Annotated in this window: 19 protein-coding genes and 1 riboswitch; of the genes, 6 read left to right on the top strand and 13 right to left on the bottom strand. The window is 70.2% G+C overall.

The window, feature by feature from the left end; genetic code table 11:
• The first annotated feature begins 23 nt into the window (after positions 1-23).
• Positions 24-947: a mycothiol synthase gene (gene mshD / locus H0524_RS14005; protein WP_180199023.1), complete on the top strand. Its 924-nt coding sequence runs from the start codon at positions 24-26 to the stop codon at positions 945-947.
• Here mshD and H0524_RS14000 read toward each other — a convergent pair.
• The 10 genes from H0524_RS14000 to H0524_RS13955 all read right to left on the bottom strand — a co-directional run bounded on the left by H0524_RS14000 (position 944) and on the right by H0524_RS13955 (position 9,943).
• The gene (locus tag H0524_RS14000) at positions 944-1,672 is read right to left on the bottom strand and encodes a response regulator transcription factor (protein WP_018726402.1); all 729 of its coding nucleotides are present in this window, start codon (positions 1,670-1,672) and stop codon (positions 944-946) included. The two genes, mshD and H0524_RS14000, sit on opposite strands and share 4 nt — an antisense overlap.
• A gap of 17 nt (positions 1,673-1,689) precedes the next feature.
• The gene (gene pstB, locus H0524_RS13995; protein ID WP_180199022.1) at positions 1,690-2,556 is read right to left on the bottom strand and encodes a phosphate ABC transporter ATP-binding protein PstB; all 867 of its coding nucleotides are present in this window, start codon (positions 2,554-2,556) and stop codon (positions 1,690-1,692) included.
• 61 nt (positions 2,557-2,617) lie between these two features.
• Positions 2,618-3,538 (bottom strand): phosphate ABC transporter permease PstA, encoded by a 921-nt coding sequence (pstA, locus tag H0524_RS13990; RefSeq protein WP_180199021.1) that lies wholly within the window; start codon positions 3,536-3,538, stop codon positions 2,618-2,620.
• A complete protein-coding gene (pstC, locus tag H0524_RS13985) occupies positions 3,535-4,482 on the bottom strand; it encodes a phosphate ABC transporter permease subunit PstC (RefSeq protein ID WP_018221599.1) in 948 nt (315 codons plus the stop codon). Before pstC ends, pstA begins: the two co-directional genes overlap by 4 nt.
• Before the next feature lies 1 nt (position 4,483).
• Positions 4,484-5,440 carry a PstS family phosphate ABC transporter substrate-binding protein gene (locus H0524_RS13980; protein ID WP_180199020.1) on the bottom strand — a complete coding sequence of 319 codons (957 nt, stop codon included), beginning with the start codon at positions 5,438-5,440 and terminating at the stop codon, positions 4,484-4,486.
• Positions 5,441-5,693: 253 nt separating this feature from the next.
• Positions 5,694-6,338, bottom strand: a complete 645-nt coding sequence (phoU, locus tag H0524_RS13975) for a phosphate signaling complex protein PhoU (protein ID WP_180199019.1) — start codon at positions 6,336-6,338, stop codon at positions 5,694-5,696.
• A 163-nt stretch (positions 6,339-6,501) separates the two neighbouring features.
• Positions 6,502-7,344, bottom strand: a complete 843-nt coding sequence (locus tag H0524_RS13970) for an NUDIX hydrolase (RefSeq protein WP_180199018.1) — start codon at positions 7,342-7,344, stop codon at positions 6,502-6,504.
• A gap of 52 nt (positions 7,345-7,396) precedes the next feature.
• Positions 7,397-8,401, bottom strand: a complete 1,005-nt coding sequence (locus H0524_RS13965) for an inorganic phosphate transporter (protein ID WP_180199017.1) — start codon at positions 8,399-8,401, stop codon at positions 7,397-7,399.
• Between the two features lie 3 nt (positions 8,402-8,404).
• Positions 8,405-9,031, bottom strand: coding sequence for a DUF47 domain-containing protein (locus tag H0524_RS13960; RefSeq protein WP_018218078.1), 627 nt, complete (start codon positions 9,029-9,031; stop codon positions 8,405-8,407).
• A gap of 405 nt (positions 9,032-9,436) precedes the next feature.
• The gene (locus H0524_RS13955; protein WP_180199016.1) at positions 9,437-9,943 is read right to left on the bottom strand and encodes a DUF402 domain-containing protein; all 507 of its coding nucleotides are present in this window, start codon (positions 9,941-9,943) and stop codon (positions 9,437-9,439) included.
• 137 nt (positions 9,944-10,080) lie between these two features.
• Here H0524_RS13955 and H0524_RS13950 point away from each other — a divergent pair, with 137 nt between their 5' ends.
• Positions 10,081-12,141: an ATP-dependent DNA helicase gene (locus H0524_RS13950; RefSeq protein WP_309225105.1), complete on the top strand. Its 2,061-nt coding sequence runs from the start codon at positions 10,081-10,083 to the stop codon at positions 12,139-12,141.
• Between the two features lie 20 nt (positions 12,142-12,161).
• Here H0524_RS13950 and H0524_RS13945 read toward each other — a convergent pair whose 3' ends face one another.
• Positions 12,162-13,436 (bottom strand): AI-2E family transporter, encoded by a 1,275-nt coding sequence (locus tag H0524_RS13945; protein WP_180199057.1) that lies wholly within the window; start codon positions 13,434-13,436, stop codon positions 12,162-12,164.
• Between the two features lie 178 nt (positions 13,437-13,614).
• Here H0524_RS13945 and H0524_RS13940 point away from each other — a divergent pair, with 178 nt between their 5' ends.
• Together H0524_RS13940 and H0524_RS13935 are read left to right on the top strand one after the other, a co-directional pair.
• Positions 13,615-13,953 carry a co-chaperone GroES gene (locus H0524_RS13940; protein WP_018221608.1) on the top strand — a complete coding sequence of 113 codons (339 nt, stop codon included), beginning with the start codon at positions 13,615-13,617 and terminating at the stop codon, positions 13,951-13,953.
• An 89-nt stretch (positions 13,954-14,042) separates the two neighbouring features.
• Entirely contained in the window at positions 14,043-14,210 is a 168-nt protein-coding gene (locus H0524_RS13935) for a hypothetical protein (RefSeq protein WP_018218073.1), read from the top strand.
• Between the two features lie 48 nt (positions 14,211-14,258).
• Here H0524_RS13935 and H0524_RS13930 read toward each other — a convergent pair whose 3' ends face one another.
• Entirely contained in the window at positions 14,259-15,758 is a 1,500-nt protein-coding gene (locus H0524_RS13930; RefSeq protein ID WP_180199015.1) for a PrsW family intramembrane metalloprotease, read from the bottom strand.
• A 24-nt stretch (positions 15,759-15,782) separates the two neighbouring features.
• Positions 15,783-15,902, top strand: a riboswitch (SAM riboswitch).
• A 44-nt stretch (positions 15,903-15,946) separates the two neighbouring features.
• Here H0524_RS13930 and H0524_RS13925 point away from each other — a divergent pair.
• Positions 15,947-17,191 (top strand): aminotransferase class V-fold PLP-dependent enzyme, encoded by a 1,245-nt coding sequence (locus H0524_RS13925; RefSeq protein ID WP_180199014.1) that lies wholly within the window; start codon positions 15,947-15,949, stop codon positions 17,189-17,191.
• A 60-nt stretch (positions 17,192-17,251) separates the two neighbouring features.
• Here H0524_RS13925 and H0524_RS13920 read toward each other — a convergent pair whose 3' ends face one another.
• On the bottom strand, positions 17,252-18,559 hold the full coding sequence (locus H0524_RS13920; RefSeq protein WP_180199013.1) for an aromatic acid exporter family protein: 1,308 nt from the start codon (positions 18,557-18,559) through the stop codon (positions 17,252-17,254).
• 190 nt (positions 18,560-18,749) lie between these two features.
• On the opposite strand from H0524_RS13920, the gene H0524_RS13915 reads away from it, so the two are divergent.
• Complete coding sequence (locus H0524_RS13915; protein WP_180199012.1) at positions 18,750-20,144, top strand: FAD-binding oxidoreductase; 1,395 nt, start codon at positions 18,750-18,752, stop codon at positions 20,142-20,144.
• Positions 20,145-20,150 lie beyond the last annotated feature (6 nt).

Raw genomic sequence — 20,150 nt, 5'->3', positions numbered from 1 at the left:
GGTGTCCGGGCTACCGTGACCGGATGAACAGCACCGAACCCGCCAGCGACCGGGTGACCCGGACCGACCGGCTCCACCCACCGGAGATCACCGACGTACTGGCGCTCGCCCGAGCCGCGGGAGATGCCGACGGCGCGGACCCCTTCGACGAGCACACCCTGCTCCGGCTCCGCGACCCGCACGCACCGACCTGCCACCTCACCGCCCGCACCGCCGACGGCACATTGACCGGGTACGCGCACCTGGACACCACCGACCCGGCCACCGGCGCCGGGGTGGAGCTGGCGGTCCACCCCGCGTACCGACGCCGGGGAACCGGACGGGCCCTGGCCCAGGCCGTACGCGCGGCTGTCACCGACCCGCTCCGCGCCTGGGCGCACGGCGACCACCCCTCCGCGGCGGCGCTCGCCGTGGACCTGGACTACCGGCGGGCCCGGGTGCTCTGGCAGCTCCGCCGGCCCCTCACCGCCCCGATCCCGGAGCCGCCCCTGCCGGACGGGGTGACACTGCGCGCGTACCGGCCCGGGGCCGACGACGACGCCTGGCTGGCACTCAACGCCAAAGCCTTCGCCGACCACCCGGAACAGGGCCGGTGGACCGCCGCCGACCTGCGGGCCCGCCGCGCCGAGCCGTGGTTCGACGCGGCCGGTTTCCTCCTCGCCGTCGACCCGGCGGGACAGCTACTCGGCTTCCACTGGACCAAGGTCCACGACCGGCCCGGCTCCGCCCGCATCGGCGAGGTGTACGTGGTGGGTGTGGACCCGACCGCCCACGGCGGAGGGCTCGGCAAAGCGCTCACCGCGGCCGGGCTGGCATACCTACGGGACCAGCGGGGCCTGGACCGGGTGATGCTCTATGTGGACGAGTCCAACACCGCGGCGGTGGCCCTCTACGAGCGGCTCGGCTTCGCCCGCTGGTCGGCGCACGTCAACTACCAACTGGGCTAACGCTCCGGCGGGGTGAAACGGTAGCCGAGCCCTCGCACCGTGATGATGAGCGGCTGCTGCTCCCCCTCCGCCTCCAGCCGCCTGCGGAGCCGCTTGATGTGCACCGTGAGGGTGTTCGAGCTCTCCCCGGTCGACCCGTCCCACACCGCCGACAACAGCTGCTCCCGGCTGACCGTCCGATCGGCATGCGTCATGAAGAAGTACAGGAGCCGGAACTCCTTCAACGGCAGCGACACCGGCCGGCCGTGCAGCGTCACCTCATAGGTGGCCGGCTCCATCCGGAGACCGCCCAGCTCGACCGGCGGATCCAGACTGCCGGCGGTCTCCGGTCGGATCCCGCGCAGGATCGGCACCACCTCGTCCACCCGGTACGGCCGTCGGACGCAGGCGGTGGCGCCGGCCCGGAGCGCCCCGACGACCACCGACCCGTCGTCATCCCCCACCCCGACCAGGGTGGGGATGCCGGCCTGCCCGACCAGCAGTCGGACCAACTCGGTGCTGGCCATGGTGGTGAGCCCCGCCGACACGACAGCCGCGTCCGGTTGCAGGGCGCCAGCGGCCAGCAGCGCCTCGGCGGCGTGCGGGAAGTAGCGCCCCTGCACCCGGAGGGCGGACAACTCCGTCACCAGCTCTGGGCCGGCGACCTTGTCATCATCCACCACAAGTAGTTGAAAGTGTCCCTCCGCTCGGTAGTCACCCCTGGTGTTCTCGACGACGTTATTCATCGACACCGGCCGCGGGGTCAGCCGAAGCGGCCGGTGATGTAGTCTTCCGTGCGCTTGTCCCCTGGGTTGGTGAAGAGCTTGCCTGTCTGGCTGAACTCGACCAGCCGACCATGCCGCTCCTGCCGCTCGTCCACCTCGGCAGTGAAGAAGGCCGTGTGGTGGCTTACCCGGGCCGCCTGCTGCATGTTGTGGGTGACGATGACGATCGTGTAGTCATTCGACAGCTCCGACATCAGGTCCTCGATCTTCGCCGTGGCGATCGGGTCGAGCGCCGAGCAGGGCTCGTCCATGAGGATGATCTCGGGCCGGACGGCGATCGTCCGGGCGATGCAGAGCCGCTGCTGCTGACCACCGGAGAGGGCCAGACCGCTGGTCTTGAGCTTGTCCTTGACCTCGTCCCAGAGGGCGGCGTCGCGCAGCGCCTTCTCCACCAGGTCGTCCATGCTGGCGACCTTCATGCCGGTGACCCGCGGCCCGTAGGCCACATTGTCGTAGATCGACTTGGGGAACGGGTTCGGCTTCTGGAAGACCATGCCGATGCGGCGCCGGACCTCGATCGGGTCAACGTCCTTGGCGTACAGGTCCTGGCCGTGGTACGTCACCGCGCCGGAGACGCGGGCTCCGGGGATGAGGTCGTTCATTCGGTTCAACGACCGCAGGATGGTCGACTTGCCACACCCGGAAGGGCCGATCATCGCCGTGATCTGCTTCTCCTGGATCGGCATCGACGTGTCCCGTACAGCCTCGTAGGCGCCGTAGTACACGCTGACGCCGGAGAGCTCCATCACCGGGTCCGCCGCGTCAGGCTTGGGGGTTCCGGTCGATTGGGCGCCAACGCCGGCGATGCTGACGCCGGGCCGGTTGGTGGTGTCGGTGGGGTTCACGGTGCTCACCTCTGGATGGGGTGGGTGGGACGGTGGCGGCGGTGATCCGTCATCGGACTACTTACCAGCGCTTCTCGAACCGGTTACGTACGAAAATCGCGATCGAGTTCATCGCGAGCACAATCGCCAGCAGCAGGACGATGGCACCGGCAGCGAGCTCCGTGTACTCCGACTGCGAGCGGGTGATGAAGGTGTAGATCTGGATCGGCAGCGCGGTGTAGCCGCTGTCCAGCCCATCCGGGTTGAAGGTGATGAAGGTGACCGCGCCCAGGACGATCAGCGGGGCGGCCTCCCCGATCGCGCGAGACAGGGCCAGGATCGATCCGGTGGCGATCCCCGGAACCGCCGACGGCAGCACCTGCCGCGACACGGTCTGCCACTTGGTCGCACCAAGGGCGTAGGAGGCGTGCCGGATCGACTGCGGTACCGCCCGGATGGCCTCCCGGGTGGCGATGATGACCACCGGCAGGACCAGCAGCGACAGCACGATCGCCGCGGTGATGACCGTGAACCCGAGGCCGAGCGCCCGGGCGATGATCCCCAGGCCGAGGATACCGAAGATAATCGATGGCACGCCGGCGAGGTTCTGGATGTTGAGTTCCAGCAGCCGGTTGTACCAGCGGGTGTTGTCCGCGTACTCCTCCAGGTAGATCGCGGACAGGATGCCGATCGGCAGGCAGATCAGCGCGACCAACGAGATGATCCAAAGCGTGCCGACCAGCGCGGACTGCACACCAGCACTGTCCAGCCGGCTCACCAGACCGGTGGGCATCTCGGTCCACAGCCGGGAGTCCAGCCGGTTCCAGCCCTTGACGAGCACCCAGGTCAGCAGGGCGGCGAGTACGCCGAAGGCGATCAACAGGCAGGCCTGCATCGCCAGCCGGAACGCGACCTCACCCGGCCGGCTACGGCGCTGGGTCAGCGCGTTACCCGACGCGGACGGATCCGGTCGGGTCTCGGTGGTGACGGTGGGGGTGCTCACTCGTAGACCTCCCGGAAACGACGGACCATCCGGATCGACACCGCGTTCAGCGCGAAGGTGATGAGGAACAGCAGCGCACCGACGGCGAAGACCGAGTCGTAGTCGAGCGACCCGACCGGGATGTCGCCCGAGGAGATGTTGGCGATGAAGGCGGTCATGGTCGCCGCCCCCTCCAGCGGATTGAGGACGATCCGGTCAGAGGTGAGGCCACCCGCGATCGTAACGATCATGGTTTCCCCCACCGCGCGGGAGATACCCAGGACAACCGCGGCGACGATGCCGGACATCGCCGCCGGCACCACCACCCGGGTGGACACCTGCATCTTCGTGGAGGCCAGCGCGTACGCGCCCTCGCGCAGGCTGCGCGGAACGGCGGCCATCGAGTCCTCGGAGATGCTGGCGATGGTCGGCACGATCATGATGCCCATCGCGATACCCGCGATGAGTAGGTTCTGGAAAGCCGGCCCGTTGTCGGTCGGCCACCACTTCTGCAGCAGCGGGTTGAGCGCGAAGAGCGCGACGAAGCCGTACACGACCGTCGGCACGCCGGCGAGCAGTTCGATGATCGGCTTGAGTACCTTGCGGGTACGCGGGTTGGCGTACTCCGAGAGGTAGATCGCCGAGCCGAGGCCGAGCGGAACGGCGATGGTCAGCGCGACGCCGGTCACCGTCAGCGTGGCGGCGACGAGCGGCAGGACGCCGTATGCCTTCTGCGCGAAGGTCGGCGTCCAGCTCGTGCCGGTGATGAACTCAACGACGCTGACCTGCTGGAAGAACCCGATCGTCGGCTGCACCAGCGCGATGACGATCCCGATCGTGGTGGCGACCGAGACCAACGCGGCAGCGACGAGCAGGACCTTGACGGTGCTGTCAACGGGGCGACGCCGGCCCCGCCGCAGGGCGCTGCCCGCGGCGGAACCGGCGTTCGAGGTACTGGTGGACACGTCAGGCCGCAGCCTTCAGGGCGTCGAACTCAGACTGGAGGGTGCTCTTCTGCTCCTCGGTGAGCGGGACGTACTTCGCCTCCAGGACGATGTCGTCGATCTCCTCGATGTAGAAGTTGACGAAGTCCGCGACCTGCTCCTTCTTGACAGCGGTGTCGCTGACATAGATGAACAGCGGCCGGGAGAGCGGCTGGTAGGTGTTCTCCTGCGCGGTCTTCAGGCTTGGCTCGACGCAGCCGGAGCCACCGTCGACCTTGAGCGCCTTGAGCTTGTCCGCGTTCTCCTCGAAGTAGGTGAAGCCGAAGTAGCCCAGGCCGCCCTTGGTGCCGGCGACGCCCTGCACCACGACGTTGTCGTTCTCCGACGCGGTGTAGTCGGTGCGGCTGGCGCCCTCCTCACCGTTGATCTCGTCGGTGAAGTAGTCGAAGGTGCCGGAGTCGGTGCCCGGGCCGAAGAGCTTCAGCGGCTCGTCCGGGAAGCTGGGGTCGACCTGGTTCCAGTTGGCGACCTTGGAGTTCGGCTCCCAGATCGCCTTGAGCTGGTCGACCGTGAGGCAGTCGGCCCAGTCGTTGTCCTTGCTGACGACCACCGTGAGGGCGTCGTTGGCGACGACCAGTTCCTTGAACTGGATCCCGGCCGCCTCACAGGCCTCGATCTCCGACTCCTTGATCGGACGGGAGGCGTCCGAGATGTCGGTCTCCCCCTTGCAGAACCGCTCGAAGCCGCCGCCGGTGCCGGAGGTGCCGACGGAGACGTTGACGTTGTTCTGGACCTCCCGGTAGAAGGTGGCCGCGGCCTCGCTCAGCGGAGCGACGGTGCTGGAGCCGTTGACCTTGACCTCACCCGAAAGCTTCTCGCCACCATCGGCGCTTTCGTTGTTGCTGCTGCAGCCGGTAAGCGCGAGCGCGGCGAGCGCGGTGCCGGCGAGGACGCGCCGCGAAAGCACGTTGCGGTTCACCAGAAAGCCTCTCTATCGGGGTGTGCCAGCCCGTCCGGGCCGTACGAGAAGTCAAGGTAGAAGGCCCAGGTAGCCGCGCGACCGGCGCTAAGTGAACGAAAAGTGAACTCCACGACGAAAATCGTGGCCGGGAACCTCAGCTTTGTGACTTTCCGACTACTGACTGCCCAGATATCCCAATCGCAGCCCGAACTCCGGGGTCGCGTCGGGCGCCCCGCCCCGGGTCTGCGGTGCCGGCGCCGACGCGACCGGCCTAGAGCCGAATCGTGCCGGTGACCAGGTAGACAACCTGCCGCGCCACGTTGACCGCGTGGTCCGCGTACCGCTCGTAGTAGCGACCGACCAGGGCGAGGTCGATGGCGCTCTCCACCCCGTACTGCCAACTGGCCAACAGGAGCGACAACAGGCGCGACTGGGCGGTGTCGACCTCGTCGTCGTCGAGCCCGATCTGCATGGCGGTCAGCGGATCACGGGTGGTGAGCACGGTCGAGGCCTTCTCCGCGATCCGCGCCGCCGCTTCGGCCATCTCCGTCACCACGGCAGCCGCCGGCGGCGGGACGACCATGACCGGGTACCGCATCTGCACGACCTTGGCAATGTGAACGGCAAGGTCACCCATCCGCTCAAGGTCGGCCGCGATCCGGATGGCGCAGAGCACCAGGCGCAGGTCCGAGGCGACCGGCTGTTGCCGGGCGAGCAGCTCCGGAACGGCCGCCTCGATGTCCCAACGAAGCTGATCGAGGACCGCGTCATTCCGAACGACCTGCTCGGCCGCCTCCCGGTCCACATTCAGCAGCGCGGTACCCGCACCCCGGATCGCCGCCGCGGCCTCCCGACTCATCACCGCCAGGGCGCCAGTCAACCGATCAAGCTGCTCGTCGTAGCCGCTCCGGACCATCGCGCCTCCACCTGCTCGCCTCGCGGCTCCGCCGTCGTCCCGAGGGCGGGTACGCCTTGGCGAACCACGAGTCAGCCACATCGCATAGACAGCAACCTACCGGCTGTGGCCCGAATCGGCCGAATCCGGCACCGGCACTGGGCAGGGCAACCTGACTGACCAGTCAGCGCAGGAGAAACCGCGGCGGGCCGGCGCCGGAGTCCTCCAGCCGAGGCAGCACCGGAGTCGCCGGATCACGGGTCGCCGCGGCGGCGATGACACCGGCCAGGTCCCGACAGGCTGCCACCTGCCCGAGGGTGACCAGGGTGGGCGGGAGCATCGTCAGCTCCCCGGTGGCGCAGGCGTCGGCCGGGGAGATCCAGAGCGTGCGGTCCGCCTCACCGGAGACATCCCGGGTACGCTGCCCCACCGGTAGCCGGGCGACGAAGAAGTACGTGTCGAACCGGCGCGGCTCGAACTCGGGTGTGATCCACCGGCTCCACGGCAGCAGCAGATCCGAGCGGAGGGTGAGCCCTCGCTGGGCAAGCAGGTCGGCGAAGCCCACCTCCCGCCGTTCCAGAGCTACCCGGGCCGCCTCCCAGTCACCGCCGGCCACGTCGCCGACGACCGTGTCGGCGTCCGGGCCGGCGAGCAGGACACCGGCCTCCTCGAACACCTCCCGCGTGGCGGCGCAGACAACCGCCTGCGCCGCCGTCGGCGCCAGCCCCAGCCGGGTTCCCCACTGCGCCGGGGTCGGACCGGCCCAGTCGACGTGGGCCGCCGAATCCGAGGGGTCCACGCCGCCGCCCGGGAAGGCGTACACGCCGCCGAAGGCCATCGCCGCGACCCGGCGGATCAGGTACGCCTCGAAGCCGTCCCGGCCGGCGGACGGCGGGGCGGCGGGGCGAAGCAGCAGGACGGTGGCCGCCACCCGGGGTGCTGCCGGGGTGCTCCCCTGCTCGCGGAACCGGCGGGCATGCTCCACCAGCGCCGATGGGGCAGGGAAACCATCACCGTCGCTCGTCATGGAGCGAGCCTAGATCCCGGCCGGCGGAACGCCCAGTGCCCCTGCCCGCACCTCAGCTGAACAACGGACGAACCAGGAAGTACGTGAGGGCGCCGATGCCGCCGGCCGCCGGGAAGGTGAGAATCCAGGCGCCCACGATGTTGCCGGCGACCCCCCACCGAACAGCGGAGAGCCGTTTGGTGGCGCCGACACCCATGATCGCCGACGTGATCGTGTGGGTGGTGGAGATCGGCGCGCCCAGCACCAGCGCGTTGAAGTAGAGCACCGAGCTGGCCACGGTCTCGGCGGCGAAGCCCTCCGGCGGCCGCAGGTCGATGATCTTCCGGCCCAGGGTCCGGATGATCCGCCACCCACCGGCGTACGTGCCGGCGGCGAGCACCGCGGCAGAGGTCCAGAAGGCCCACTCCGGGATGTGCGACGGACTGTCCTGGAAGCCACCCACGAAGAGGGCGAGCACCACGATACCGATCGTCTTCGCCGCGTCCTGCATGCCGTGGCCGACCGACATGGCCGCGGCCGAGGCGCTCTGGGCCCAACGGAAGCCCCGGTTGAGCTTGCCCGGGTGCCCCCGCCGGAAGATCCACTGCACCGCGACCATCACAAAGTAACCGAGCAGGAGACCGACCATCGGCGACAGGATCATCGGAACGATGACCTTCTGACCGATGCCGCTCCACAGCACCGTGCCGGACGCCGCCACCGTGGAGCCGACCAGGCCCCCGATCAGGGCGTGCGACGAGGACGACGGCAGGCCGAAGTACCAGGTGATGAGGTTCCAGACGATGGCACCGACCACGCCGGCGAAGACGATCGCCAGGCTGGCTGTACCGGTGGGAAGCTCCACCAGGCCGCTGCCGACGGTCTTGGCGACCTCCGCACCGAAGTGCGCACCGATGAAGTTGCCGATCGCCGCCATGCCCAGGGCGACCCGGGGGGTCAGCGCCCGGGTGGAGATGCTGGTCGCGATCGCGTTGGCGGCGTCGTGGAAGCCGTTCGTGTAGTCGAAGACCAACGCGACTGCGATCACCGCCAGCACGGCGATGAGTTCAGGGGTCACGGATCAGGACTCCTTGACCGCGATTGTCTCGACTGTGTTCGCCACGTGCTCGAAGGCGTCGCAGGCGGCCTCGAGCTCGTCGGCGACCTCCTTCATCTTCAGCACGGTCAACGCGTCGTACTCGCCGGAGAAGAGTCGGACCAGGAGCATCCGGTACGCCTGGTCGCCGTCGTTCTCCAGGCGGTTGCACTCGATCCAGTAGTCCTCGAGGTCCCGCATCGACCTGAGTCGGGGCATCGCCTCAGCGGTCAGCCTCGCCTGCTGGTCCAAGACGTTGACCAGCTCGTGCATCTCCCGCGGCAGCGACGGCAGCTCGGTCAGGCCGTACAGGTAGAGCAGGTTGCCGACCGCCTCCAGGTGGTCCATGACGTCGTCGAGCAGCGAGCCGAGCCGGTAGATGTCCTCGCGGTCAAACGGCGTGATGAAAGTAGAGTTGATCTTCTTGTACAGCTCGTGGGTGATCTGGTCGCTGTCGTGCTCCACCTCGGTGAGCCGCTCGCTGACCGACTGCACCACCACGCCGGGCAGGGCCAGCTCGTTGAGGAGTTCGGTACCCCGCACCAAGTTCTGCGCGGCCCTGGTGAAGAGCTCGTAGAAGGCACCCTCGTTCGGGCGGAAGGAAAACTTCACAGGACGGACCTCGTCGTGTCGGCGGGGGGTGGTGGCAGCCACCTCGCGGGTGGCCACGAGTGGGAATGCTAGGTGCCGCCGAAATGCCAAATGAACCGGCCCACCACTAGCCTATCCACATTCACACTCAGTTAACCATCTGTTCACCTTCATCGGTTGGAGCCTGCCGGTCCGGGTGCCGATCCGGCAGGTGGGCCGGCAGGCAGCGGTTACCCCCGGCATCCGAAGCCGAACATGCTCCACGACCCCATCACCCCACGGGGGCATGAACATGCGGTTATGCACACTGTCGAGCTGCACTCACAGGCGAAGGCAGCGATTTACCTCACACTGATACGGCAGAGATGCGGCTGGCCCGGCGGACCATCACGGCGACGTCGGACGCCCGGTCCCACCGCAGCCCGTTCAGATGACCAGCGCCAGCCACTTTCGGAACGACGTGGCAAACGGTTCGGTGCCGTCGCCCAACGCAGCGAACAGCCAGTGGGCTGCGGTGTGCGCCTCGGTGACCACCTCGTCCGGGTAGCCGAACCGCTTACGGTGCTCGGCGAACTCATCCTCGTCCAGCAGCTCCACCAGACCGGAGCCACGCCGGCGCACCACGTCCAGGTCCAGGTCGAAGAGATGCACGGTGTCGTGGTTCTCCCAGCGGGCGGGACTGGCGATGTCGCAGTAGACCTCGCTGGTCCGCGGCGGCGGGTTGAACATGCCGGTCCACCACGCGTGATGCGGCACCAGGAGCACGAACGGGATCTGTTCGACGGAGGGGCGGCCGTGATAGACCGAGGGCGTGCCGACCGGCACGCCGAGCCAGACGCCAAGGTCGTCCTCGGCAAGCCGGCGAGCCGGGTAGTCGCGATGGGCGCTGCCGTCGTACTTGCGGTAGATCACGCGGACCGTGTCGCTCGGCATGACTGGCACCCTAGCCGATTCCGACGATCCGACGTAGCAGGGAGATAACCGGACGCCACCGGTCAGATGTCGGACCGTGACAACGCCGCGCCGCCCGCCGGGAGCCGGCAGTCGGTGCCGACCGGTACCGTCACACGGTGCCCCCTCCCCACACCGCCACCGACTCCGCCAGCCCAAAGTCCCGAGCCGGCGGCCGACGCTCCGGCGGTGGGGTGACCGGCGCCGACCTACTCGCTGCGGCGGTCGAGGCGGTCCCCGGAGGCGCAGCACGCCCGGGTCAGCAGGAGATGACAACAGCGATTGAGGCAGCCGTAACCGCCCGCGAGCACCTGCTGGTGCAGGCCGGCACCGGCACCGGCAAATCCCTGGCGTACCTGGCGCCCGCGCTCACCGTTGACGGCCCGGTGGTGGTCTCCACCGCCACCCTCGCGCTCCAGTCCCAACTGGTTGACCACGACCTCCCCCGGCTGGCCGACGCGGTGGAGCCGCTGCTCGGCCGGCGGCCCACCTTCGCGGTGCTCAAGGGGCGGCACCACTACCTCTGCCTGGCCCGGCTCGACAATGCCACCGAGGAGGAGCCCGGCGACACCCTCTTCGACGCGCCGAGGCCGGGCGGCACGACGTGGCTCGGCGAGGCCGGCCGCCTCGGCCGACAGGTCCAACGGCTCCGCGACTGGGCCGAGAAGACTGACACCGGCGACCGGGACGAGCTTGATCCCGGCGTTGACGAGCAGGCCTGGCGCCTGGTGTCCATGCCGGCGCGGGAGTGTGTCGGCGCGGCCCGTTGCCCGTTCGGCGCCGAGTGCTTCGCCGACGCCTCCCGGGCCCGAGCCCGCGAGGCCGATGTCGTGGTGACCAACCACAGCCTGCTCGCCGTGGACATGCTCGCCGGGCGACACATCGTCCCCCCACACCAGCTGCTCATCGTGGACGAGGCGCACGAGCTAGCCGATCGGGTCTCCTCCGCCGCACAGGCCGAGTTGGTGCCGGAGTCAATCGACCGGTCCACCCGTCAGGCCCGCCCACTACTCCGCCCGGAGACGGCCGAGGCGCTCACCGCGGCCGGTGATGCCCTGGCCGTCGGGCTCGCCGAGGCCCCCGCAGGTCGGCTCACCACCGGTCTGCCGAGCCCGCTGCAGGAGGCGTGCACGCTGCTCGACGCCGCGACCCGCGCGGCGCTCGACGCGATCGGTGAGGTCAAGTCCGACGACCCGGACCCGGTCCGCAAACAGCAGGCCAAGGCGGTACTCGACGAGCTGTCCGGCACTGCGCAACGGCTGCTGGAGGAGGCCGACCACGACGTGGCCTGGGTGGAACGCAACGACTCCACCGGGCGACGGGCGCTGGTGGTCGCCCCGCTCTCGGTGGCCGGCACCCTCGCCACCCACCTCTACGAAGAGCGCACCGTCGTCGCCACCTCGGCCACCCTGGCCCTGGGGGGCCGCTTCGACACCGTTGCCCGGGCGCTGGGCCTGGAGGTTCCGGCTGCCACGACGGAGGCACCGGTCACCTCCGGTCCGGACTGGCAGTCGCTCGACGTCGGCTCTCCGTTCGACTATGCCCGGCAGGGGATCCTCTACGTCGCCGCGCACCTGCCCCGGCCCAGCGCCTCCGGGCTGCCCGATGCGGCCGGCGCGGAGCTTCTCGAACTGGTCGATGCGCTCGGCGGACGGACGCTCGGGCTCTTCTCGTCCCGGCGGGCTGCGCAGCAGGCGGCGGAGCTGTTCCGGGAACGCACCGACCTGCCCGTGCTACTCCAGGGCGAGCAGGCGCTGCCACTGCTGGTCCGCCGATTCCGCGAAGAACAGGCGAGCTGCCTGTTCGGGGTGATGTCGCTCTGGCAGGGGGTGGACGTGCCGGGCGACGCCTGTCAGCTGGTGGTCGTTGACCGGCTGCCCTTCCCGCGGCCGGACGAGCCGCTCGCCGCCGCCCGTGCTGCCGCCGTTGACGCCGACGGGGGATCGGGGTTCGCCGCGGTCAGCGTGCCGATCGCGGCCGTCCGGCTGGCCCAGGGCGTGGGCCGGCTGATCCGCGCCACCGGCGACCGGGGGGTGGTCGCGGTGCTCGACTCCCGGCTGGAGACCGCCCGGGGATACGGCCCCTTCCTCCGCCGGTCGCTTCCGCCGTTCTGGTACACGACCCGCCCCGACGTGGCCCGCGGCGCCCTCCAACGCCTGGCGAAGGGCGCGACCGGGTAACCCCACCCCAGTGGGACGGGTCAGGGCGCCTTACTCGCCACGACGACAGCGTCCGACGGGGTCTCCGGAACAGTACGGGTGGCGAGGCGGCGTACGGCCGTGTTGAGCACCGCTATCAGCGGCACCGCGATCAGCGCCCCGGTGATCCCGGCGAGTACCACGCCGGCGGCGATACCAACGATCACTGCGAGCGGGTGGATGGCCACCGCCCGCCCCATGATCAATGGCTGGAGTACGTGCCCCTCAAGCTGCTGCACACCGATCACCACACCCAAGATGATCAACGCGGTGATCGGTCCGCTGTCCACCAGGGCGATGAGCACCGCGACCCCGCCGGACAAGGTCGCACCAATGATCGGAATGAACGAGGCGAGGAAGATCAGCGCGGCGAGCGGAAACGCGAACGGGATTTCGAAGATCACCAGGAAGATGCCGATGCCGAGCGCGTCGATGAAGGCCACCAACACGGTGGCCCGTACGTACGCGCCGAGCGTCCGCCAGGCCGCCTGGCCGGCGTCATCGACCTTCCACCGGGCGTTCACCGGCACCAACCGGACCAGGAAGCGCCAGATCCGGCCGCCGTCACGCAGGAAGAAGAACGTCGCGAAGAGCACCAGGATCGTGCCCGTCAACACCTCGGCCAGGGTGGCCGCGGTGGAGAGCGCCCCGCTGGTCAGCCCATCGATGTTCTCGTTGAGCCACGCTTCGGCCTCGTCGACGTACCTGTCCAGCTGCTGGTCGTTCAGGCCCAGCGGGCCGGTTTGCAGCCAGTTCTGGATCTGGCGTACGCCTTGGGACGACTTCTCACTCAGCTCCGGCACACCCTGGATGAACTCGTTGACCACGCGGGTCAGCGTGCCGATCACCGCCGCCAGCCCGCCCACCAACACCACGGCGGTCGCCAGCGAGCGCGGGAACCGGGCCCGAAGCAGCCAACCAACGGCCGGGGCCAGCAACGCCGACAGCAACAGCGCGATGGCCAGCGGAATGACCACGATCCGGATCTGACCCACGATCCGCAGCAGGGCCCAGGCGACGATACCGATCGCGAGCAGGCGCCAGGACCAGGCGGCCCCGATCCGGAGCGCGTGCGGCACATCCGCGTCGTCCCGGCTGGTGGTCGAGCTGTGCAGCGGCGGGGATACCGCCACGCCGCTGGCCGCCGGTGGTGGCGGCGGGACTGGTGCCAGGCTGGCCACATCCGCCGAGGTGGTACCGGGCGTCCCGGCGCGCAGGCCCGCCGATCGCCGCCGGGACCGATACGACTCGTACGCGTGCCGAAGCCCCCCACGCATCCGCTCGAATCGGCTCAAGCGCACCTCCTAGCGTCAGGCGTTCCGGCTTCACCGGTAGGTCGGACAGGATACGCCGTCAATCCAATCATCGTGGGGCTAATGCGCCACCGGATGCCCACGGTCACCACCGGGGAACCACGGCCGGACGGCGGAGCGGGACACGGTAGCCTCTGGCCCCGTGACCAACGACGAGAATCTCGACTCCGGCCTGCCGATCCGGCTGCTGCACGATCGGGTGCTGGTCCGGATGGAGGGCAGTGAAGGTGAGCGTCGCTCCACTGCCGGCATCGTGATTCCGGCGACAGCTGCCGTCGGCAAGCGGTTGGCCTGGGCAGCCGCGGTGGCGGTGGGGCCGAACGTCCGTTCCATCGTCTCCGGGGACCGAGTGCTGTTCGACCCGGACGACCGCTCCGAGGTCGAGCTACACGGCCGCGGGTACGTGCTGCTGCGCGAGCGGGATGTGCATGCGGTCGCGGCCGAACGCGTCGAACCAGACTCCACCGGCCTCTACCTGTAGCCCCAGCGCCCCACCGGCCGCTACCGGTAGCCGTTTGCTCCGCTCCTTCCCGGGGAAGTTAGCCGCACCAGGTGCCCTGGGGAGGGACGATGCCGGTACTGCTCAAGAAGTTGCTGTTCTGGGGCTTCATCGCGTTCCTGATCTACTTCATGGCGTTCCGACCCGATGGCGCGGCGGAAATGGTCAAAGCGATCGGGGGTGTGCTGATGGCGTTGGCACAGGGCCTCGGCGACTTCCTCACCAGCCTGATGACGTGACCGCTTCGATCCTGCCGGCCGCCGTTCGGGCGTCCGGCAGGACCGGGGTCAGAACTGCCCACGGGGACCGGAGGCCGGCGGCCCGTACCAACCGGGCGGTGGCGGATATCCGGGCGGTGGTGGATAGCCGGGCGGAACGGGATGGCCGGACGGCGAAGGCGGCGCAAGCACGATCGGGATCGGTACCACCGGCTCCTCCGGCGCCGCCACCGCACGCTGTGCCCCGTCCGGGAACCGCAGGTGGTAGCGGTGCCCGTCCCACACACCAACCGGGACGCGCGGATCCCGGCCGACGAAGAACGCCCGATAGCCGCTGATCAGCTCCAGCAGGTACCGCTCCTCGGCCAGCGCCCGCTCTCGCTCCGCCGGGCGGTCATCCAACCCACGACGCATCCCGTCGCGCAGCAGCGCGAGCCGGGTGGCGGCGAACTGGTAGCCGGCCATCGCCTTCCGCCCCTGGTCGCCACCGACCCGCTTCGCCCACACCCGGGCGGCGTGTCGCCGGCCGAGACTGCTCAACGTCGCCACCTCCGGCGGGGTGAGCCAACCGGAGCGGACGTAGGCGGGCAGGATCCGCTCGGTGAGCCGCCCCTCCCAGGATCGCAGCCAGACCGCCAGCCCCACCATGCCGAAGAAGATCGGCACCATCACGCCGATGAGGCCGTAGAGCTGAATCAACAGCTCCCCGGTGGCCTGGGCCAACGTCGGCAGCAGGTTCCAGGCACCGTGCAACATCATCGCCAGCAGCAGGCCGGCCGCGGGGGCCAGCACCCGCACCCGCCGGTCGGCACTACGGGCGGCGATTCCCAGCCCCACCCCGGTCATGGCGGTGAACAGCGGGTGGGCGAACCCGAAGAGCAGGATCCGGAGAATGAAGATCGCGATAACCTGCTGCGTACCGGTCGCCGGGCCGTACTCCTCCGCACCCACTCGATATCCGAGCCCGCCGATGTAGAGGATGTTCTCCACCATGGCGAAGCCGATCGCGGAGAGCCCGCAGTAGACCAGGGCGTCGGTGATCCCGGAGATCTCCCGCCGCCGGAAGATCAGCAGCAGGATCGGCCCCAGCGCCTTGGTCAGTTCCTCAATAAAAGGCGCGACCAACACCGCCGTGAGCGCGGTCGGTAGACCCGCCGCCTCGAACCGGTCTGCGGAGAAGCCGTTGACCGTCGATGACACCGCGGTGGAGACGAACGCACCCCAGGCGAAGCAGAAAACCAGGTACCGCAGCGGCTCCGGCTCGTACCGATCGAGCCAGAGGAAGCAGGCGACCAGCACCGGGACCGGAAGAATCGCCGCGATCACGCCGATCAGCAGCGCGTCCCTACCGAGGCTCTCGCCAAGTCTCCACAGCATGAACACGGCGGAGGCCGCGATCAGCAGGATCACCCCGGCAAGAACGAGTAGACGACGCTGGTTCCCGCGGCGGGACGGCATCTGCGGGGCAGCCGTCGGTGCGGCGCTGGTCGGCGACGGCGGGGGCGCGCCGGGCGGGGTGTCGGCCATTCCGTCAGCGTAGTCACCACCGACCCGCCCGGCCGGCCACACCGCTGCCCGCTAGACTTCGGAGCAGGTCACGAGCGCCAGCGACAAGCCCCGGCTTGCTGGCCGGCAACCCTCGTCGAGGTTCGCGGTGGGGTGCCCCGGGTGATGACCGGGCCGGGCGCGGCGCGCGTCGGGCAAGCGCGGACCCCGCCCACCCGCCCGGGGTCCCTGACTCCGGAGAAGCCACCCTGATGACCTGCGCCCTCACCCCGTCGCCGACCGTCGCCGGCCCACTCGCCGTGCTCGGCGTCCCCGGTCAGATCAACCTGGACTACGCGGCCAGCGCACCGTGCGCGCAGGCCGCGGCGGACGCCGTGACCGCGCTGCTGCCCTGGTACGCGAGTGTGCACCGGGGCGCCGGGGCCCTGTCGCAGCGCTGCACCCTCGCCTACGAGCAGGCCCGACAGACGGTCGGTGACTTCTTCGGCGCCCGCGCCGACGACCACGTCGTCTTCACCCGGAACACGACCGACGCGCTCAACCTGCTGGCCCGCGCGCTGCCCACCGGCACCACGGTGGTGACGTTCGGCGGCGAGCACCACGCCAACCTGCTCCCCTGGCCGCGCGGACCGGTCCGGCTGCCCATGCCAGAGCACCCCGCCGGCGCGGTCCGCGCGCTCGACGCCGCCCTCGGCGAGCTGCGCCGCGGCGCCGACCGCGAGCCGCCGGTGCTGGTCGCGGTGACCGGCGCGAGCAATGTGACGGGCGAGCGGTGGCCCGTGGCCGAGCTGGCGCAGGTGGCCCGGCGGCACCGGGCCCGGATCGCGGTGGACGCGGCGCAGCTCGCCCCGCACGCCCCCGTTGACGTCCGTGCCCTCGAGCTGGACTATCTGGCTGTCTCCGGTCACAAGCTGTATGCACCGTTCGGCGCGGGAGCACTCGTCGGGCGGGCCGACTGGCTGGACGCGGCCCCGCCGTACCTGGCCGGTGGTGGCGCGACCAGCCACGTCGGCGGCGCAACCCACGACGTCCGGTGGGTGGACGGGCCGGCACGGCACGAGGCCGGCACGCCGAACCTGCTCGGCGCGGTAGCGCTCGCCGCGGTGTGTGACGCCCTCGCCAGCGCCGACCGGGCTGCGCTGCACGACGCCGAGCAGCGGCTGTTGGACCGGCTGCGGGCGGGCCTCGCCGAGTTGCCGCACGCGGTCGAGCTGCACGCCTTCGGGCCGGCCGCGGCGCGGGTGGGGATCGTCTCGTTCGTGCTGGCCGGCCGGGACTCGGCCGAGGTCGCCGCGCACCTGGCCCGCCGGCACCGGATCGGGGTACGCGATGGGCTGTTCTGCGCCCACCCGTTCGCCCGGCGGTTACTTTCGGAGGCGTCCGCCCGCAGCGGTCGGCGGGACCTGCCGGCGACCGCGCTACGGGCGAGTATCGGGCTGGGTAGCACCCGGGAGCACGTGGACCACCTGCTGGCTGCCCTCGCCACGCTCGAGTGACCGGCGGTTTCGCGACGGCTGTCGGAACGGCGGCGGAGGCCATGACCCCAACCCGCCGGATCAGCCCATCGCGGGCGGGGGCTCCGACTTCCCCTCGGACTGCTCCGACTTCCCCTCGGACTGCTCCGACTTCCCCTCGGACTGCTCCGACTTCCCCTCGGACTGCTCCGGCTTCTGCTCGGACCGCTCCGGCTTCCTGGCGGACTGCTCCGACTTCCCCGTGCGCTTGTTCTTCTTCAGGTCACCGAAGGCCTCGCGAACCAGGCGGTTCGCCTCCTCCTGGGTGACACCGGAGGCGACCAGGAGGTCGCTGGCGACGGTACGCACCTGGGCAACCACCACGCTGCCGGAGAAACCCACGCCCTCGGTGTACGCCCGCGCGGCCTCGCTGACCGCGCGCAGCGACCGCTCGCGGGCCCGCTCCGGCTCCTCGCCGACAGCGAACTCGTGCCGGAGCAACCGCACCGACTCAGCGAGGTGAACCATCGAGGCCGGCATCGCGTCAGGGATCGGCTCCGCGTCCTCGATCAGGGTGATGGCACGCCGGGCCAGCGTGGTGCTGTTTCGGATCGCCCGTTCCACCGGGTCGGCCGCCTCCGCGTAGTGGGTCAACTCGTCGCGGCGGTGCCAACGCGCGGGGGACAGCGTGGCGGTCTCCTTCGCGCCCTGGATCGCCTCGTCGAACGACGCCAGTTGTTCCTTGTGGTCGCGGAGCTTCTCCAGCGAGCGTTGCGCCTTGTCCCGGTCCCGTTTTCGCAGCCCCTCAGCGGTCGCGTCGAGCTGGTTGGCGAGCAGGTCCAAGGCCGGCTGGGCAGCCCGGTTGAGCACCCGTACCGGATTCAGTGGTAACAGCAGCGCGGTCACCAGTAACGCGGCACTACCACCGATCAACGCGTCGAGGAACCGCGGGATCTCCAGGTTGTGCCCGGCCGGGCTGAGCGTGACGATCAGGACAGCTGTCGCCGCCGCCTGGATCAGGATAGCTACGCTCCCGCCCGCGAAGACGGTCAGGAGAATCGCCGAGGTCACCACGAGACAGAGCTGCCACGGTCCGGTGCCCAGCAGAAAGATCAAGAGGTCGCCGACCGCCACCCCGACCGCCACCCCGACGATCAGCTCCACCGTGCGACGGAAGCGCTGCCCGACCGAGACGGCGAGGGTACCGACCGCCGAGATCGGCGCGAAGACGGGCTGCGGGCTGCCCAGCAGTTCATGCGCCACCAGCCAGGAGATACCGGCGGCGAGTCCGGCCTGCACGGAGAGCACCAACGTCGCGCGGACCCGGGACACCCGATCATTGAGAGTCGCCCGGCCACGACGGCGCAGCCGCCGTGCCGTCGCCGCGATCCGGGCGCCGTCGATGTCCATCCCACCGCCATCCCGCGGCCGAGTCGCTACCCCAGTGCAGGTCGCTCGTCCCAGGCCACGGCGGGTACTACCCACCCCGCCCCCGGTCGAATCCTCTCCGCGGCAGTTCCGTATCGCGCGCCCGGAACGAAACGGACGGGCACCGGAGGGCGGGGTGGGATCAGAGGCACGCGGGTCGTAGCCTCGGCTCATGGGTCCCCTCCTCGACGAGCTGCGTGCCGTGCTCGGTGCCGACGCGGTGTTGACCGACCCGGATCTGCTCCGGACGCACCAACGGGACGAGGCAGATCTCTGTGCCGCCGGCACGCCACTCGTGGTCACCCGCCCCCGGGACACCGCCCAGGTGTCGGCGGTGGTACGCGCCGCGGCGCGGCACGGGGCGCCGGTGGTGCCGCAGGGCGCCCGGACCGGGCTGGCGGGTGCGGCGAACGCGGTGGCGGGCGCCGTCGTGATCAGCACCTCGGCCCTGACCACCATCCTGGAGATCGATCCGGTCAGCCGAATCGCGGTGGTACAACCGGGAGTGGTCAACGCGGCTCTCGGCGCCGCGGTCGCCGAACACGGGCTGTGGTACCCGCCGGACCCCGGCTCCTGGGAGTCGTCCACCATCGGCGGCAACGTGGCCACCAACGCCGGTGGCATGTGCTGCGTGAAGTACGGCGTGACCACCGAGTACGTGCTCGGCCTCGAGGTGGTGCTCGCCTCCGGCGAGGTGCTGCGCACCGGACGGCGTACCGCGAAGGGGGTGGCCGGGTATGACCTGACCCGCCTCTTCGTCGGCTCCGAGGGCACCCTCGGGGTGCTCACCGAGGTGACCGTCGCGCTGCGGCCCGCTCCGGCGGAGTCGCTGACCATGGTGGCGGTCTTCCCGAGCACCACCGCCGCGGGGGCCGCGGTGGCGAAGATCGCCGCCCAGGGTCTCTCCCCCAGCCTGCTGGAACTGCTCGACCAGACGCACCTGCGCGCCATCGAGGCGTACCGGCCGATGGGCCTGCGCCAGGATGCGGCCGCGCTGCTACTGGCCGCCGTTGACACCGGCGCGCGCGCCGCCGACGACCTGGCCGCGCTCACGGCGGTCTGCACGGCGGCCGGCGCCGACGAGGTGTACGCGGCCACCGACGCGGCCGAGGCAGCGGCGCTGCTACAGGCACGACGACTGGCGCACCCGGCGATGGAACGGTTCGCCGCTGACACGTACCCGGACGGTAACGGCGGCCTGGTCATTGACGATGTGGCGGTGCCACGCGGATCGTTGGCCGCCATGCTCGACGGGGTGGCGCGGATCGCCGCCGGGTGCGACGTACCAATCGGTGTGGTGGGGCATGCCGGGGACGGCAACCTGCACCCGAACATCGTGGTCGACCGGGCGGACCCGGCGAGCCTCGACCGGGGACGACGCGCATTCGACGAGATCATGCGGTTGGGGCTCGAGCTGGGAGGCACCTGCACCGGCGAACACGGAGTCGGCCTCCTCAAACGCGAATGGCTGGCCGAGGAGGTCGGTCCGGTCGGGATCCGGGTACACCAGGCGATCAAGGCGGCGCTGGACCCGACGGGCCTGCTCAACCCGGGCAAGGTGCTCTGACCCGAC

Origin of the sequence: Salinispora sp. H7-4 (assembly GCF_013416675.1) — a bacterium.
Lineage (GTDB): Bacteria > Actinomycetota > Actinomycetes > Mycobacteriales > Micromonosporaceae > Micromonospora > Micromonospora vitiensis.
The sequence above is the reverse complement of the archived record's forward strand: the minus strand, read 5'-3'. Positions and strand labels throughout refer to the sequence as shown.